We start from the raw sequence: 18,251 nt of genomic DNA on the forward strand, positions 1-18,251 counted from the left end.
CACGGATGCCACTCGATCTGGCAAATCAAACGCTGCCGAAGTGGCACCCAGACAATGAGCCCGGCTGCACGCCATCATTTGAAAACTTTCACCATGCCCGGGGTCTCCGGTGCCGACACCCTCTCTCAATAACCCTCTCTCAAAACAGGTGTTTCCTGAACTCAGCCCTCACCGAGAGACGACCCATCGCCTAGTTTTTCGAAGACGATGACAGAATCCCCATGAACGATGAGACCGGAGTGCTCGCGGGCTTCAGTTGCTTCGCAAAGCCAAGTGAGCCGACAGCGGCAACTGCGGGCCTCCAATGACTGTGTCCTCACCGCTAGCCCGCGGCTAGAGCATTTTGACGAATGATGCGCAATGTAGGGCCGGTTCCTGCCGGCCGATTTGAATTCGTCCGGCGGGAACCGGACCTACATGATTTGTAAAAATGCTCTAGCGCAGTCGGCTTATTAAATCAACAGCCCGCTTGCGCCGCACAGCTGAGAAAGCACTATTGGCTTGCGACTGGCCTACAGAAAAGAATCATATTGAGGTGGGAAGTTCGCCCCTTTCCTTGGTCCGCATTGCCGGGGATACGCAGCCCTTCGTTCTTTACAAGACGCTTTGTGTAAAGCTGCAGTTTTCCTCGATTCAGAAGAACTTGGTCATCGGTTTTCTGGAACCCTTTCAGCCAATTTGGTAGCGGCGCCTTGGGATCGTGCGCTACGAAGAGCTCGAGGTCCTGTCCAGCGGTTGCAACGATGTAGTCGGCGGCCCAGTAAGCACTGTCATTTTTGGCCGTACGTATGACTTGGCAGTTCGTTAAGTAGCCGGGAACCTCCTTGATGTAGATCCTGGCTTCATCAGAATAGGGAAGCATTTCGTGTTGATAAGGAGTTTCTATTCCGCCAGCACCATTGCCCGTGTAGGCAAACATCGAGAACAAGCGATCGCCTTCAGTCGCTTCAGCAAGCGCAACCGGAGGAGCGTTTCTCAGCTTGGAAAGCTCCGCAAGCTTGTCCGCATCGATGTCGGGGCGTGATGGAAGCGACGTCTCAAAAACGGGCGGAAGCGTATTCAGGATACCACCGTGAATCGCGACCGGGTTTGATTTCAGCCGCAGTGTTGCGGACGCTAGGCCGTCGCGTCTCGCCACAACAGTGACTTCGCCGGCTTGCAAAGTCGATCGGATACTGACGCGATTGACCCCGCACTCGGTGTCGAGATATCGATGGTTAATACTGTCTTCCTTACCACTGTTATAGCCACCACGCCAAATCCCTGGACCAGACACATCAAAATCGACGCGAGCCTGATCGGTAGGGCAACGTCGGCCTTGCGCATCGACAACTTCAAAGTCGACCAGAGCAATATCCGAACCGTCTGCACGCCATCCACCAGGGGCTGTTATTGGCGTAAGCCGAATCGCGACGGGCTCTCCCGCGGTTTGTTTGACTTGCGATGCGACCTCGTCACCATCGCGAAACGCAACCACTTTGATCTCGCCCGGTTCGAACGCGACGTCATGCCAGGTAAACAAGGTGTCGAAACTGCGTTGCCCCTCGCCGAGGCTTTTGCCGTTAACAAACAACTCCGCTCGATCCGCTTTCGAAACCGCGTACATCGGCTTCACCGATCCCGGCGGGTAGTTCCAATGCCCGATTAAATGGACGCGGTCTTCGTGATCCCACGTTGCCTGCAATGCCCAATACGCTTCCTTGGGCAACCGCACGGCGTCGACTTCACCGGTCGCCCGGGCGCAATCGGTTCGTTGCCGCGTTCCGTGTGTCCCGTCTGAGAAGATCCAGTTCGCACCTCCCGAGTGATCAGGCTTGCTTCCAAACAAAGTCCACCACTCTTCGATCGCGTTGGTTGCAAAACCTTCCGATGTGAGGTTGTAGGTATTCAATTCAGCGAGCTTGCCGAGGCTGCCAAAATCCGGTGGAGAGTATTTGTCCCAAACACGGCGAGGTGTCTCGGTCCGGTCATACTCAGTTTCCACGACGGGCAATGATGGGAACGCGCGTGTTCGTCCCACCGTTCCCAATTCCAAGTCGATGCTTTCAACCATTTCGGGCGTCGACATACGGAAGCCAAAATAGCGTTGTCCGCGAGGATCCCATTTTTGGGTGATCGCTTTCATTTCGGCGGCATGGCTTGGGCTAACGCTATAGTTGCCGCCTTCCCAGACACAGATAGCGGGATGATTGCGATAGTAGATGATCATGTCGCGGAACGCCGCGGTGCGAATCTGCCAGGCTTCGCCGTGACAATCTTTCTCGCCGTCGACACCCGGCATGATGGTCACAAAGCCATATTTGTCGCTGCTTTCAACCCCGACGGCCGGCCCCGCACAGTGCCCCCAGCGGATCAGATTGCCACCGGCCTCTTCCATTAACTTCAGAGTGTAGTCGTGCATCCAGTTCGGAATGCCGGCTCCCAATCCGGCCCACCCCGCAATCGGCTTCTGGCCCCATCCGTGCAGTTTGAGAGGATGACCGTTGATCCAAAAACCCGTGTCCCTGTCAAAACGATAGTTGCGAAAACCGAACGGGCTGGTGCTTTTGTCACGTTTAATTCCATCCACACTCACCGCGACCTCCACCGTGTAGACATACGGATAGTCGGGTTCCCACAAGTGCGGGTCGGTGACGTTCAGCGATGACTCCACCTTAGCTCTCTCGCCCGCTGCGATCTTGGCTATCGTCTCAGTGCAAGCAACGATTTCGCCATCGTGTCCACGCAACGAAAACGTCACAGTCGCATCGGCGTCCACCTGCTGTGCGTTTTCCACTTCTGCGGTAAGGCCAACGGTCGCTCGATCTTTGCTGAGCGATTCAGTCCATGAGTAAACGCCCTCAGTCCCCAGCTTTCCATACAGTGGTAACGTCACATGGACCGGATCAAGCACGTGAAGATAGACGTTGCGATAGATTCCTCCGTGAGGTGGATGCCAGTTCTGATGGTGCCAAGGCGTGGTGCCGGCGTAGAGCTCCGGTTCGACCGTATTGTTTGCCTTGACGGCCAACACGTTCTTCCCGGTCTTGCTGAGGTACGGGGTCAGGTCAAACCCAAACGGAATGAAACCAGTCTTGTCTTGACCGAGGTGATGCCCGTTGAGATAGACATCGGCGATCTGTCGGACGCCCTCGAACTCGATAACGATTTGCTTGCCCGCCGTGTCCGCTGGCAGCGAGAACTCTTTGCGATACCACGCCGTTCCCTGCCACAGGTCAGTTTCGCCTTGGTGACCGCCGGTGCCAAAATCGTCGAACGTGTCGATGTCGTTCCATGTGTGAGGACAGCTAACGGTGGTCCATTCACTGTCGTCAAACGTTGGCGACTCAGCCCCCTTGGCATCATCGCGAACGAAACGCCAACCCGCGTTGAGGTTCATTTTTCTCGGCGTGGCTTGGATTCCCTGTGACTCGTCTGCACGGACATCGCACCCCAGCAACGATGCCAAAAAGACGAGGGTCAAGAATGCCAATCCGCGTGCCGGTGGCGGGCATGAACGAAACAACGCTGGGGACGCGGCGAAGAAGGCAACCTTGCCAAACCGATCAGGACCGAGATTAGGGGCGGACATATCAATCTCAATTAAAGGTGCAATGTCGAGCTAACGGGCGTTCGAATCTCAGTTTCGAAACGAACACTTCTCGCAACGGTGGGAAGAGGGAGCAAAGTTGTCGAGCGAGACTTTCATGAGCGCCATCAGCATCCCTAGCAGGCATTTCGATTGAGCCGATCGCCATGTCGCATGTGATAATCTCACGTCAGGTGAGCGAGAGGATTACAAAGCAAGCTGCCGATTATTCGTGACACCGAAGTCACTCAAATCTCGACGGACGCAATCGAACGCAAGAACGATACGAAACCAAGATTTATCGACAGGCGGGCGACATCGTCGACCGATTGGCAGCTGCGTCGTGGGATGGCTGCCGTTGGAACAGCCGCTAAAGATTCCTGATCTAACACAATCAAATCGCCCTTGCGATTCCGGATGCATGCGGGATACGTGCCCAATACAACCCCAGAGCTCGCTCCGACGAAGCGAGCGCGGATCTTCCGGAGTTAATAACACGCTATGTGGAGATAGCAGAGAAACGGACTGGAGCAATGCACCCGCACAACGCTCGTGGACTACTCCGAAATTTCTTCATCAGCCGAAGAAAAATCTTCGTCGCTGACGAGCGGAACTGGGTTGTCTTCGACGTACTTTTCCAGTTCACTTTTTTCGAATGGCACCGTCTCGCCACCGTCACCGCAACCGACGAACGCCATCGACACCGACAAAACACCTACCAACGACAAAAAACGCTTCATGTTAAACATCTCAACTGATAACTAACTGGTAAAAACAAAGCCGCCCACGGGGCGGGCGGCCAACCAAAATCACGGACCCACACGGGTCCGTGTGAACTGAAATCAAACAGAACGTCGATCAGAACTCTGTGTCGATCGTTTCTTTCATCGCCCTGGTGCCAAGACTACCCCACAGCCCGAAGGGACTTTGCGTGCCCGCCTTCAAAGCGGGGCCTCGCCAGCCAACATGGAAGCTGTTTTGGTCACCGGCTTCAATCGAATCAGTGATGAACTTGACTGCACCATCACCCATGAGCACGTGAACGCCGCCCTGGTGACGACTGCTCGCCGATGCAACCGCATCACTGATCCCGAGCGAGCCGCCACAGTACGGTTTGTTTGGCGGAACGGTCGTATTGAAACCTGTAAACAGAAGACGACCAAACGCCCACTTATAGCCGCGTCGAACCTCGACATTCGGACCGATGCTTGCGTTGAACGTAATGTCTACCAAACTATTGCTCCAAAACTGAGGTCGCGTTGTATCGATCTGGCCTTGGCATGCGTTGTTTGTTCCCTGTGCGCCGGTCCAACCATGCGACATGAGACCCGAGTCATGAACCGCAGGATGCGTGCGGTTGTCCCGGTCACCCAGATCGGTTGCGATCTCGCCCGCCATGATGGTGTTTGATAAACCATCCAGGATATCTCGGAACTTCGACTTCCGTCGAAATCCATAAAATCCGCGATCCGAAATACGCTTCCGCTGCATATCCCGCGAATGGTTGGCGGGGGGCGGTACATTATTGTTTCCGTTGACTCCACCGTGAACATAAAGCGCAGAGTCGCCCATACAAGCCGCGTAGTTAGTTCGTGCAGCTGCTGGCAAGCCCATACCGGGGTCGCTCGGGCAGCGGAAGCCGGGCAGTTCTGTTACCCATGGATCATATGGCTGTCCTGAGTGATCCTGCAGGCGACGTCTGGGGGTCGGGCCCATCGCCTGAAAGACATCACCAGTGGTCGCTGAATTCTGATCAGAGTCATATGGGTTGCTAATCTGCTCCCATAGTGCCTGCTGCTCGATAAACGGCAACAGCCCCACCAAATAGCTGTTTTCGAAAGCGTTGGTTGCTCTCGGGATATCAGCCGCCGTCTGAGCTAGCCCGGTGGCTGAGCTACCAGTTGTTCCACCGCCCTGCATAGGAAGCTGCTTGTAGGCGGAGTGGTAGTTGTGCACTGCCAAACCAATTTGCTTGAAGTTGTTGCTGCAGCTCATGCGGCGAGCCGCTTCGCGTGCCGCTTGGACGGCCGGCAGTAGCAGCCCAACGAGAACGCCAATGATGGCGATGACCACCAAGAGCTCAACGAGGGTAAAACCGGTACGCAAACGTTTCATTTCGAGATCCTGAGACGAGAAAGAAGAAAATTAAAAAGCGAGACGGCGCGGCTGTTTTCCGCTAAATCACGCCTGTGTTAGTATTAATCCGATTACACAGACGCCTTTTTGCGCACAATTTCCCGAAATCTATATTCCGATCGTCCAAATGACGTTTTTATTTATAGAAACCGTCCAAAAGTATCGCAAAAATTAATTGTCAAATTGGGTTTCTTATGTCAGGGGATGGGTGGCACTTGGAGTCACGGGCTGACGTCATGCGCTCCCCATCGCGAATCTCGACGAATGGACAAAGCTATCAATCAGGATCCTTCCCAAGACGAGTTCGTCCGGCTGTTGGCGAGCCACTCTAGCCGGCTGATGTCCTTCATCCGAATCATCACAATGAATCGGCAGGACGATGCTGAAGAGGTGTTCCAGCGAACATGCGTCATCCTGTGGCAGAAATACTCGCAATTTGATGGCGAGAACTTTCTGGCATGGGCTTGTCGGATCGCGCGCTATGAGATGCTCAAGCATCGAGATTCGCAAAGACGTGTTAAGGTTTTCGGCGACGAGACCATTGAGTATCTGTCAGCCGATGCGTACCTCGTCGCACGTGAAGTAGGAGACCGCCGGACGGCCTTAGGTACTTGTCTGAAAAAATTGGACGATGCCGACAAAGAACTGATCAAGCACAGGTATTACGACGGATTAAGCGTGAAAGAGATCGCTGAACAATTAGGACGGTCAAGCTACGCCGTCTACCGTGAACTGAGTCGCATCCACGGCATGCTGTCGAGATGTATCGAACGAACGTTAGCAGAGGAAATCTAGTGGCACCGGACAACGACGACTTGTCGACACTACGCCGGCTGATTCTGAAATCGCAACAAGAATCATTGAGCGACTCGGAATCCGAGCAGGCCAATCGAATCGCACAATCCAAGGCGGGATCGAAAGAAGCGGTCGCGATGATCGATCAGCTATGCGCGTTCAGCGAATTCAGCTCGCTCGACTCACCGTCGTTGGCGAAAGATGTTTTTGATGTTTTACGCGAACAGCCTGATCCCCCAGTTAAGGCAGCCGTCCGACGGGTGCCAACGGCGCTCAGAAACGTCGTCGCGGTCAGCCCCAGCGCACCGAGCACAGCCAGCTCGCCGAAGTCTTCGAACTATCTTTGGATCCTGTCGCTTGTCGCAAGCAATATTTTGGTCGCATCATTGGCGTGGTCATTGGCCGGCAGCCTGTCGAAGAGACAACCGGTAGGGGACATCGTCACACAGGCAGTTTCACCGCAGTTGGTGTCCATGACGGCGTGTGTGTGGAGTTCTTCGGATGATTCCGTTCCGGCGATCGGTCAACCGATTCCGACCGGCGAGGTCTTGAGCCTCGTCGAAGGGATCGCGGAAGTGCGGTTCGGTGACGATGCCACACGTGGTGCGGTCGTGCGTATCGAGGGGCCCGCTAGCGTCCAAATCCGCGACAATGGCGAACTGAGGCTCCTCCGCGGATCGTTAACTCTCGATTCATTCGGGTCGGACGCCGAAACTCTCACGATCGACACAACGATCGGACGTGTCCTCGTTGCCGGCCAAAGTTCAATCGGACTGGTTTCCGACGATATCGTTAGCGAAGTGCACGTGTTCACGGGGTCTGCGTTGCTCAATCCTCGCGGCGTTACGTTTGAGACAGAGCAGATCCGCTTGATCGAATCGGAAGCCGTTCGAGTCTTTTCAACAACCGACATGGGATCGCAACTCGTTCGCTTTGCCGCATCAAAGTCGAGCTTCGTTTCAGCCCGATCAGCGGGTTTTGATGCGTTGAAAATCGGCGACGATTACGTCAAAGCCGTCAAGCAATCCGAACCGGGTGTGTATTGGCGGTTCGAGCAACTCCACGGTGAAAACCCCTTCTATATCGAGAACGAGGGAAGCATCCCAGGCATGAATGCCGTCATTGTCGGTAACCCCACGTGGCGGCAATATGGAAACAACCGTGTTGCCGAAGTCGGAACCGCGAGAGCATCCGCGTTTCGTGCTCTGGAGACGTGGCCCGAAGAACCGTTGGGCGAGTACAGCGTCGAACTGTGGGTCAAGCCTCAGCTTTACCACCACGGCGAGGTGATTTGCTTGCACGAGCAAGAAGAACTCGAAGATGGTAGGCATCAACATACAATGATGCTGGAGGTGACTACCAAGCACCACTTTACGCATCGCTTGAGCGACTCCGCTCCCAACCGATTTCGTTTTGTCCATCGTCAACTCGGCGCACCTCAGCCGATCAGCGCAACCAGTCTCTTCGCTGAACAACCCTACGAACCGCGAGTGTGGCAGCACGTTGTCGCGCAGAAAAAAGGTGATCGCCAATTGCTGTGGGTGAACGGGCAAATCGCCGCCGAGCGAATTAACCCTGTTCCACTCTCTAAGAACGTTCAGATCCTTGTCGGCCAGGTGTACCCGAATTCCGAATACCGCCGATTCGCTGGCCAAATCGACGAAATTGCGATCTACGATCGAGCTTTGTCTTCTCAAGAGATCCGAACGCACATCAGAGCAGCGGGGCGTTCGATCGCGCCGAAACGAGAGGCAACCGACAAAGACAGCGGAACGACATCGCCGTAAAAACAGCCCTTTGTCGCCGACGGCTCTTTTAGTCGTCCGAACGCAGACTGCCCCACCAATTCGCATTGGGTTGCCAGTCAGGTCGCAGCATGGCGGCGTGTGCCTTTTGGAGATTCGCCTTCAGTGTCGTTTGGTCCTGAATCGCCCTTGTTTCGGCATTTGCGGGATCAAATTGCGGATCAAAGACCGGGATCCCCGTATTCACGCTTTTAAGCCAGTCATTGAGCTCCCCCAACAATTTTGCTGTCGTGACAGGCATCGAAAGCGCCAAGTCGCTCGTTTCACCGGCATCTTCAGCAAGGTTATCGAGCTCATTGTGATAATCTGCGTAGTAGTGAGTGAGCTTCCATGGGCCTTTGCGGATGATCGAAACCAGTTCGCCACCCTGGTTTTCGCAGTGCGGATAGTGCCAAAACAACGGTCGTTGTTTCATTGGCTTGCCCTCCATCGCTGAAACGAGACTGACGCCGTCAACATGCTGATCGGGCAACATGTTTAATCCGCACAGATCAAGGATTGTCGGAAAGAGATCCGCACCGGTCACGGGCGTGTCGCTTACACCGCCCCCTTCGAATCGTTCTGGATAACGAATGTAGAAGGGTTCACGAATTCCAGCTTCCCACTGGCGTCCCTTTCCGCCACGAAGCGGCAGGTTGCTTGTTGAGAATCCGTCCCCCGAAGACACACCATTGTCGCCTGAATAGGCGACAATCGTCGAGCGACTCAATCCGCACTCATCAATTGTGGCCAACACGCTTCCGACCGCGTTGTCCAGCGATTCCATCATACCCGCATAGACAGGGTGATCCTGAACCTGACGAACCGGCATCGTCCGATCGATTTTGCATCTAGGTTGTGGGTTTGCTTTGGTCGCTGCGACCTTGCGATACTTCTCCCACAAATTTTTCATTGACTGGATCGGCCCGTGCACGGAATAGAACGAGAGCATCGCAAAGAACGGTTCGTCTTGATGGTTACGAACGAACTCGGATGTTTCATTCGCCAAACGCAATGGCAACGACTCCCCATCGGGACCGTCTTCCAACAGCGCGTTGTGGCACGGCGCGAAATAACCTCCCGGCGGCGTACCACGATCGATACCGCCAATATTGACTCGTACCCATATTCGGTCGGCACCGACCCTTCGCCTCCGAGGTGCCATCTGCCAGCAAAAAAGGTTCGATAATCGGCCGCGTTCCTTGCCTCGGCAATGGTGGTGTCTGAGTGCGGAAGGTTCCGTACATAGTCAGGCACGCATAGCCGATCACCTATCGATCTGTTTAACCCGGCTGCTGCACCGATCCAATCCGTGACACCGAGGCGGGCGGTGAACTTTCCGGTGTGAATCCTCGCACGGGAAGGACTGCAAACCTGGCAGTTGGCATAGCCATTGGTGAATCGCACGCCGCCTTTTGCCAATGATCAATATGCGGGGTTTGTTAGAACGAACTACCTTCGATCGCAATGTCATACTTCCCAAGATCGTCCACCAAAATGAACAATACGTTAGGTTGCTTCGGCCGATCCGTGGAAGGCAGTTTAGCCCACGAGACGGATGCGGTCAGCAGAGTGACCAAGCAAAACAGAGAGCGGTAGAACATAGAACACATCGCTTTTGAGGGTTAAAAGAATGCAGCCAACACCGGACTGCATTCGCATACCAGCGGTGGTCAACAGGTCACAAAACAAAAGCGCGAGGCAGTCGCCAGGTGCGTCTTTGGTCGGGACAAACAATAGGTGCTGGTCCCGACGACACGCCATAGCCGCTTGGGCCGATTCGAATGAATTTGCGAAGTGAAATCCCCGCGAATGGACCTCGAATCGTCAGGTCACAACATTGATACGAAGAGATCGATCTCACGCGTCAAACTTGCCACCCAAAGCATTTCAGGGAATGTTCGGAAACAACTTCGGCATTCCCAATTTTAGCGGAAGGGCGCGAGCGGGCTGTTGATTTACTAGCCCGCGATTTATTAACCCGCAGCGCAAGCAAGGGATTCCGTTCCTGCACTCGCTTGCGCGTCGGGCTAGTATTGATCCCCCGCAGCAGTCAAATTCGCCTCAATCCACAGGCCGCGAGCCCTCCGGAGACACACCGGGCAGCTCGCGTCGCTCCGCTAACAACGAACTTAATTCCGAACGTGTCCTCAATCTTGTGGAATCATCATCGCACTTTGTTTCTCGTTGTATTCGTCTCGTTCTTCCTGAGTCAAAACCTTTGCCTCTGGATTTGGGGCAATTTGCCTGTTGCCATCGTCTGAGCAACCAGTCATCCCAACGCAAACCGCGGAGGAAAACAGCGCGACCAACGCAGCCAATAGACTCGATCTCATCTTGAAATTCCTGTTGTTTAATCTAGGACTCGACGAGAGCGTCTCGTCGAGTCCTGGTGATTGAGATGTCGGAACACGATCCGGACAGGACGGTGCTCACGCGGAACCACATTCGTTACCTAGAACTCTGTATCAATGATCTCACGTGATGCTCGCGTTCCGAGCGATCCCCAAAGACCATAAAGACTTTTTCCACCGATGTTGGTATCGGGACCGGCGCGTGTGGGCGTGGGCGAGGTTTGATTCCCTGCCTCGATCGAGTCAGTAATGAATTTAACCGCCCCGTCGCTCATCAAGACATGAACGCCGCCCTGGTGGTTACTGCTCATGCCGAAGACACCGGCGTCGTCGGAGTTGTTTGCGCAAATCAAACTATTTGGAGGCTTGATCGTAAAACAACTTGTCTGACAGGGGATATGCGACGCCCAACGATACCCACGTGCCTTGCCCGCGAATGCTGGGTTGTCTGCGACATCAACGGTGGCGGTCGAGAGCCAAAATTGCGGACGTGCGGGGTCGACGAAGGAGTCACAGCGTGTGATGTACCCTTCGGCACCCTGCCCGGTTCGGGCGCTCGTGCGGACGTCGCGGTCGCCGAGGTAGGTTGCAATTTCACCCATGGCGATTGTGTTGGACAATCCATCAAGGATATCGCGAAACCCGGTGAACTCGTGGGTTTTGAAAACGCCACGCTGCCCCGCTTGCGACGCCCTGGCCCCGCCCCATGAGAACCAACCCGCGCCAGCTACATCAACCGCGAGCGTCGTCCCGCGATTGCCATAAAGGGCGAGCAGGGGTGAATCACCTTGACACAACGCATAGTTCGTTCGCCCCTGAGCGGGAAGCCCTGTGCCAGGATCGCTCGGACAACGCAATGTTTGCATCTCGGTGAGATAGGGTGTGTAAAGCTCGCCATCGACTTCTTGAGGCGTTGGCCCCATTGCCGGATACAGCTCCCCCGTTTCGACAGTTCCGTTCTGGTTGTGATCTACAAACAGGGGATTCGAAATTTGCTCCCACAGCGCCTGCTGCTCCATAAACGGAGTGAGTCCGACAAGCGCGCTGAGTTGCATCGCATTGTGATCGAAGAACGACCCAAAAACGTTTGCCCCGCCAGCGAGAGGCCCATCAACAGTCCCCGACTTTGTCCCCACGCCCTGCATGGGCAAACGATTGTATGCGGAGTGATAGTTGTGAAGAGCCAAGCCGAGTTGCTTGAAGTTGTTGCTACAACTCATCCGACGGGCTGCTTCACGGGCAGCCTGCACGGCGGGAAGAAGGAGGCCTACCAGGACTCCAATAATTGCGATCACAACCAAGAGTTCGACCAGCGTAAAGCCGCGTCGACACTGTTTTGCATCTAATTTCATAGTGGTCACCTCGTATGAGAACAAATGATCTACTTGTTGGGATGAACGGGTTCACACTCCACTACAAGCGGAGCCCCAACGATTCTCTGATTGTATCAGTCGGTATTTGCATTTCATTTCACAATTGCGGCAATCAACTTCGATATTTCATCTCGCGACGCCCCCTGACTTGAAAGACATCAGATGTGGACAGAAACGAACGCAATTGCACGCAACGCACAGCCATCATAAGTTGATGCACGACAAGTTGCAAAGCCAACGCTGGTCTCCCTCTCATCATCCCAACTCGCATTCGCATATTTGCTTTATTGTCTTTCAGGGAGATCGAACAGTAGTTGGATTTCCGCAACACTTATGAGACGTGGTTCCGGGACTTGGACTTCCAGTTGCGACAAGCCTGCCTGAAGACGGAGTCCGTTCGTGGTCACGGGCTTTGAGAACCGGACCGTCTTAGGTGATGCTGTCGCTTCAAACTTTCCTGTTGTTACTGAATACCATGTTCCTGCCTCGTCACGAGCGAATATTTCATATCCTTTGACTCTGGTCGGGGACTTGTCCTGTCGCGGCGTTAGGATGATGCCGTTAAGGGTGCAGGGACGATGCAACCTTACTTCGAGCCAATGAGGCGGTTGCGCCACTGGAGTCCATCGCGTGTGCCACATCGTTTGATCATTTCCATCGATCGCGTTCGATGCTTCGTAACCGCTTTGCATGCTACTGGCTCGGATGCTCTCCACTGCTGACTGAGTTTTGGATAGCTTTTTAATCAGCGATCTCACTTGCTCTTCAGTAACGCTCTGCGAAGGAGCAAAGCTCTCGCTGGTCATGTAGGCCTGGAGAGAGACCAACAGTTGCTTCGCGGCGGGACGATTATCCAGGTCGTTTGTGAGATCGACCGAAGTCACAAGGATTTGGCCGTCATCTAATTTGGCTTCCCAGGCCAATGCAAGTTTTTTGGGGCGAAACCAATTAGGTACGACTTGGATCACCGGTTCGACGGTGCGAGGAAGATCTTCCATCGGCATCGCGGCCGATTTCGAGAGAATGTCCCACCACTGCCAATTGCAGTGGAATTCGGTAGGGAACTCTTTTAGGCCAGCGTGATCAGGATCGCAAAAAACTCCGAGAGTGTGCGGGGCTTGTCCATTCGTCCAAGCCCAATTCCAAAATATTGGAGACATTCCGATTTTCACATCGGTGGCCACCTGGTCTGGCGGGATTGTCAAAAGGACTTTCTTACCCTGCTTTGCTGCGTCAACGGCAAGGCTGAGGCTGTTGGTCATTGTAAACGGGGAGGCATTGCGTTTTTGATCCGTATCGCGATGGGACGGATACACCCAGAAGTCCCAATCGTTGGACGCGACGATGTCGCTGTCAGGGATTGTGACTTCAAGCGTGAGCTTGGTTGCAGTAGCGATGTCATTGAGCGGACACCGGATGGTTCCGATCGAATACAGATCGCCAGGGATTTGGCCCTCAAGACTCCATTTTCCGCTGGCGATTAATCCTCCGTCACTCTGCGTGGCGTGTCGAATTTGCCACATTGCGCTGCCAGCCAATGGGAGCTTTCCAAAATGCGATATTTCAACTTCGGCGACAAACGTTTCGCCCTGCTTCCACACTCGTTTGGGCATCCTCGCGAGGGGCACAACCGGCCCGCAGAACTTCCTGAATTCCGCTGAATCCATGTAAGGCTTTGGATCCCAAAATGGGTCCAGCATCCCCACAACCGCCGTTCCTTGTCCGGGGAAGTCTCGGAGGTCCAACAACTGAAACCCACCAAAAGGATGAGTCCGAAGCGCCGATTCGATTTCTTCCTTGTACGTCAGGACCTGCCATCGCCCTGAGGCCATGAGGAAGTCACGAGACTGATGCAGCATCCCTGCGTCGCGAAGGAAATCGCGGAAGATTTCAAAGTTCTTCGGTCTCAGTGCGCCCGTGTACTTCGATATCTCGTCAAAGTTTGGGTAGGCGCACCATTGACCGATTTCGTGAGCGACAACAACTGCCGACTGCTTGGAGACGAACTCATCGTAGTCGGTGATTGTTTCGGGGTGGCGCGCATTGATACGACTATTTAGTTGCTGGCCCCATTGTTGAATTCGCGGGTGAGGCGTGACATGGAATTCATTGGCCGTGATCATCGGCCATCCCGCTCCGGATGTCACCAGCACGCGATCATCCTGTTGCTTGAAGTGTTCCACCCACGGCGATAGGAATTTACCGCCGTTCGATTCGCCAGCGGGCTCATTGCCCGCGCAAAATAGAACGAAAGACGGATGATTACCGTACTCAGAGAGCACACGATCGGCTTCCCGATAAATCCATTGATCGATCGGATCCCCACGGCCTAACGCTACGCTCTGGTTTGGCCACGACGAGCATTCGACCTGCAAATAGAAACCCAATTCATCTGCCGCTCGAAACGCAGCCTCGGGCGGACACCATGAGTGAAAACGAATGTGATTGAGCCCATGTTGCTTGCATATCTGGATGATGCGCCGCCATGCGGCAACATCGGTCGGCGGATATCCGGTGAGCGGAAAGATGCAGCATTCCAATGTGCCGCGAAGGAAAATCGGTCGACCGTTGAGAATCAACTGGCCATTGCTGGTTTTGATTTGGCGATACCCAAAGCTGCCGCGCCATTCGCTTGAGACATCTGACGCATTCACATCGGGCTGGATTGATCGCGCAGGTTCGAGGCGGTCACCTTCAACGACCTTTACCGTCAGCTCACAAAGTTGTGGATCGAACTCGTCCCACAGCGACGGCGCAGACTCGAAGCGGATGGTTTGCCTGATCTTCGGTGTGCCCGGTTCAATCTCTACGACCACATCCTGGTTTGCGATTACCTTCCCACCTTGTGCGACGATGATTTCGATTTTTCGTGACCGAGTGCTATTCTCATGGTTTGAGAAAATGATATCTGCGTGCACGACACCGCCGTCCAGGTTTGGGTGTATGTCAACTCGATTGATGTCGATTTGTGGATGAGCGTTCAGTGCAAGTTCACCAACAATTCCGTGCCAAGCTGATTGCGTATGGTCGGACACACTGTGCGAATTGATGCCAACATCGATGGCTTCGATTGAATTGTCTACTTCGATGGCGAGCACGTGGTCGCCAGGAGGTAAGAGGTCGGTCAGATCGAATCGATGCGCTACGCCGAGTGACTCACCATGGCCGGCGGGCTTTCCGTCGACACTGACGCGAGTCAGCCAGTGTGGACGCTCCAGTTTGAGCACCACGCGATGTCCTGACCAATGCTGAGGAATACTGACGGACCGTAGGTAAGTTGCTTTACCGACATAACGTCGATCAGGCTGTAGCCAAAATGGCATCTTGAAATTGCTGGAGGTTCGATACGGCGCGTATTCAGGTCGGTCCCAAATTTCATCACGACTCCCTGCAATCCACTCAGTCCCGGGCCCAGGGACATGGCCGATTCCCGAATCACGCAGTGCACCGGGCAAGCGGACGTCACTTCGGTCGTGAGCATCAGCAAGTTTGACCTGCCAGATACCAGCAAGGTCAATCCGATTGATCGGTTTTGTTTCAGCTACGCAATTTGCGTGCGAAGCGTAAAAAAGCCCCAAGCATGCGATGAGAGTGCAGACACACCTATTCGCAGACGGGAATGGATCGAAAGGAGGCATGGCCATAGTGACTTTTGGGTGGGGCTCACGAGAGAGCAAGTCGACAGACATCGGCGACAGACTGTCGCCGGCGGGTCTAGGTGGGAGGCTTGCTGCAACTTTTGCACGTCCGATGTATGCGGCAGGCCGTTTCACCGATCACTCGGTGGGATAGACACCACTATTGTCGAGTGATATCGAAAAACAATCCGATATTTCGTCAACGGCCTTCCATTATGCATCGAGGGGTTTTGCTGGCGTGTCCGAGGAATGTTCTCGCTATCAATGATTCTGAATCTTCTTCCACCGCTAATTTCATCCGTCGTAATGCGGCTTGACGCTTTAGCGCCGCCGCCAGAAAGCATATTGCCATTTTTTGGAAAAGTTCTTGGGTGTCTCGTGCGTGTACATTGAATGGGACGCGTGCCTTAAGAAAGCACATACGCGTTGTGGCTTGAGCATGCCAGAACGCTGCGAATGCAAGCGACTGCAGAGTTAATTGAATCGCAGCGATGATCGCCTCCAGCACAACATCGTCTCTTAATGCGACAACCAGGCGACATACAAAAGCGGTACCTTTGAGCTTCTGCAATCGACGCTGATCTCGTCGAGCAAAGAGGCTTCGTCTGTAACCAAGGTGTAATCAGGATGCATCAATTATCTGTTGGAGTTCTTGCTTCATTCGCTCCGCAACACGCTGATGATCTGAAAGAACATTCGTCGTCTCGCCAGGATCGTTTCCCAAGTCATACAACGCATATCTCGGGATTTGCGTCGTCTTCATGTCTAGGTCGCTGTTTAGCATTTTGCGTGAATCACAACGGACCAATTTCCATTTGCCTTTACGGTATCCGAAACTACCCCAACCGTTGTCTTGTTGGAGCAAGAATGATCGCCCAACCGCATCGGTTTCTCCCAACAGTGCTGGCATTAAATTGATACTGTCGCGAAGTGCTCCGGTTGGGACCTTTGCACCGACCCAGGCTGCGAAACTGGCAGCTAGATCAATCGTGCAGATGACTTGATTGCTCTCATCGACAGGTACGGTTCCAGGCATCGAGACTATGAAGGGTGTTCGAGTCGCACCTTCGTAGACGTTGTATTTGCCTCCTCGGAAGTCCCCGTTGGGATCGTGATCGCCGAGCAGTTCATCGGATCGATCTTTGTAGTCGTCAATTAAGACGGGTCCGTTGTCACTACAGAACACAACTAAGGTCCGTTCAATGAGCTTGAGGTGCTTGAGTGATGCCATGATTTGCCCAACGGTCCAATCGAGTTCGGCAATCGCATCACCTCGGGGCCCCATTTTGGACACGCCTTGAAACTGCTCGTCGACAATACGCGGTGCATGGAGCGAGTGCGGGGTAACGAGCAAGAAGAACGGAGTGCCCGCGTGTTTGCTCAGCCAAACTTTGGACTCGGATACCCATCGTTTCGCGAGATCTTCGTCGCGATACAACGCCGCTTTTCCGCCAGTGAAATAGCCGATCCTTCCAATGCCGTTGTGAATCGTTCCATGATGGCTGCCGACCGTGGTCATTCGCAAAGCCGCCGGATTTGATCGGGCATCCTGGTGTTCGGGCGAAGGCCTTTGATTACCGACCCAGAGGGGATCGTTTGAATCGAGGTTTTCAACGTGGTGATTGCGCACCAAAACAGGCGGCACGCGATCATTCGTCGTCGGAAGAATGAGCGCGTCGTCAAAACCAATCTCCAATGGACCGGGGGACAACGTCCCGTTCCAGTCTGGCCCACCGGGTTTCTCACCCAGGCCGAGATGCCACTTTCCGATGATGCCGGTGCGGTACCCCGCGTCGTTCAAGACCGAGGCGATGGTAGGAGTTTCCGCTGGGATCAACGCGGGAGAATTTGGCGGAGCAATACCTGAGCCGGGGACTCGAAAGGCGTGCACGCCAGTCAGTAGTGAAAAGCGGGTCGGCGTGCAGGTGCCTGCCGAGCAGTACCCCTGAGTGAAACGCAAACCTTTCGCAGCCAGTTTATCGATTTCGGGAGTGGAAACCCCCGTTCCTCCGTAACAGCCCACATCGCCGTAACCTAAATCATCCGCCATGATCACGACGATATTCGGCAGTTCACCCGTCACATGCTGGGCGTAAACCGATGGAGCAGCGGCGATTGAGGCAGCCAGCAAGCCTATCGCTGCAAAAACAAGTAGCGGGTCGAAGCATCGGAGTCGGATCATGGCGTTAAATTTGATACGGGAGAACTAACATTTCAAACAAGATACACGCACCATCCCGTCTTACCACGAAGGCGACTGCGGTAGCCATTTGAGAACATACCGGATCGGTGCTCCTTTAAGTTTGAGCTATTCAGCTGGGAAACGTCAAAGAGATCGAATGTCGGCGCACACCTCAAACAGTTTGTCTTGCTGGAGCCTATGTCTTCCTCTAGCGGTCGAGGCAGAAGGCAAATCGCAAATGCTCACCGCATGCATACGATCAGCGCCATCATCGTGTTGTTCGCGTCTACTACCGCGACTAAGCCTGCATGAACTCAACGTGCCCTTCGACAACCGATATAAAATTCTCGTACTATCTCACCCAAAACCTATCTGCAAAACTCGTCAACCGGCGCATTGAATCGCCCCGCATCGAGGACAC

At 54.1% G+C, this 18,251-nt stretch carries 12 protein-coding genes and 1 pseudogene; 2 read left to right on the top strand and 11 right to left on the bottom strand.

The window, feature by feature from the left end:
• Positions 1-493: 493 nt before the first annotated feature.
• The 3 genes from NB063_RS26520 to NB063_RS26530 all read right to left on the bottom strand — a co-directional run bounded on the left by NB063_RS26520 (position 494) and on the right by NB063_RS26530 (position 5,683).
• Entirely contained in the window at positions 494-3,571 is a 3,078-nt protein-coding gene (locus tag NB063_RS26520) for a glycoside hydrolase family 2 protein (RefSeq protein WP_250932075.1), read from the bottom strand.
• A 554-nt stretch (positions 3,572-4,125) separates the two neighbouring features.
• Positions 4,126-4,308: a hypothetical protein gene (locus NB063_RS26525; protein ID WP_250932076.1), complete on the bottom strand. Its 183-nt coding sequence runs from the start codon at positions 4,306-4,308 to the stop codon at positions 4,126-4,128.
• A 118-nt stretch (positions 4,309-4,426) separates the two neighbouring features.
• Positions 4,427-5,683 carry a DUF1559 family PulG-like putative transporter gene (locus NB063_RS26530; RefSeq protein WP_250932077.1) on the bottom strand — a complete coding sequence of 419 codons (1,257 nt, stop codon included), beginning with the start codon at positions 5,681-5,683 and terminating at the stop codon, positions 4,427-4,429.
• A gap of 285 nt (positions 5,684-5,968) precedes the next feature.
• On the opposite strand from NB063_RS26530, the gene NB063_RS26535 reads away from it, so the two are divergent.
• Positions 5,969-6,499, top strand: coding sequence for a sigma-70 family RNA polymerase sigma factor (locus tag NB063_RS26535; RefSeq protein ID WP_250932078.1), 531 nt, complete (start codon positions 5,969-5,971; stop codon positions 6,497-6,499).
• Positions 6,499-8,286, top strand: coding sequence for a LamG domain-containing protein (locus tag NB063_RS26540; RefSeq protein WP_250932079.1), 1,788 nt, complete (start codon positions 6,499-6,501; stop codon positions 8,284-8,286). Before NB063_RS26535 ends, NB063_RS26540 begins: the two co-directional genes overlap by 1 nt.
• A gap of 28 nt (positions 8,287-8,314) precedes the next feature.
• Here the strand turns inward: NB063_RS26540 and NB063_RS26545 are convergent, their stop codons facing one another.
• The 8 genes and pseudogenes from NB063_RS26545 to NB063_RS26580 all read right to left on the bottom strand — a co-directional run bounded on the left by NB063_RS26545 (position 8,315) and on the right by NB063_RS26580 (position 17,830).
• A complete protein-coding gene (locus NB063_RS26545; protein WP_322975308.1) occupies positions 8,315-9,448 on the bottom strand; it encodes a sulfatase-like hydrolase/transferase in 1,134 nt (377 codons plus the stop codon).
• 2 nt (positions 9,449-9,450) lie between these two features.
• Positions 9,451-9,690, bottom strand: a pseudogene (locus NB063_RS32495) (sulfatase); the annotation flags it as partial.
• Between the two features lie 35 nt (positions 9,691-9,725).
• Positions 9,726-9,887, bottom strand: a complete 162-nt coding sequence (locus NB063_RS26555) for a hypothetical protein (RefSeq protein WP_250932082.1) — start codon at positions 9,885-9,887, stop codon at positions 9,726-9,728.
• A 546-nt stretch (positions 9,888-10,433) separates the two neighbouring features.
• Positions 10,434-10,619 (bottom strand): hypothetical protein, encoded by a 186-nt coding sequence (locus NB063_RS26560; RefSeq protein WP_250932083.1) that lies wholly within the window; start codon positions 10,617-10,619, stop codon positions 10,434-10,436.
• A gap of 119 nt (positions 10,620-10,738) precedes the next feature.
• Positions 10,739-11,989, bottom strand: coding sequence for a DUF1559 domain-containing protein (locus tag NB063_RS26565; protein WP_250932084.1), 1,251 nt, complete (start codon positions 11,987-11,989; stop codon positions 10,739-10,741).
• Between the two features lie 305 nt (positions 11,990-12,294).
• The gene (locus tag NB063_RS26570; protein WP_250932085.1) at positions 12,295-15,333 is read right to left on the bottom strand and encodes a discoidin domain-containing protein; all 3,039 of its coding nucleotides are present in this window, start codon (positions 15,331-15,333) and stop codon (positions 12,295-12,297) included.
• Between the two features lie 514 nt (positions 15,334-15,847).
• Positions 15,848-16,219 carry a hypothetical protein gene (locus NB063_RS26575; protein ID WP_250932086.1) on the bottom strand — a complete coding sequence of 124 codons (372 nt, stop codon included), beginning with the start codon at positions 16,217-16,219 and terminating at the stop codon, positions 15,848-15,850.
• Positions 16,220-16,270: 51 nt separating this feature from the next.
• Positions 16,271-17,830 (bottom strand): sulfatase-like hydrolase/transferase, encoded by a 1,560-nt coding sequence (locus tag NB063_RS26580; protein ID WP_250932087.1) that lies wholly within the window; start codon positions 17,828-17,830, stop codon positions 16,271-16,273.
• Positions 17,831-18,251 lie beyond the last annotated feature (421 nt).

Origin of the sequence: Aporhodopirellula aestuarii (assembly GCF_023701485.1) — a bacterium.
Taxonomy (GTDB): Bacteria; Planctomycetota; Planctomycetia; order Pirellulales; family Pirellulaceae; genus Rhodopirellula; species Rhodopirellula aestuarii.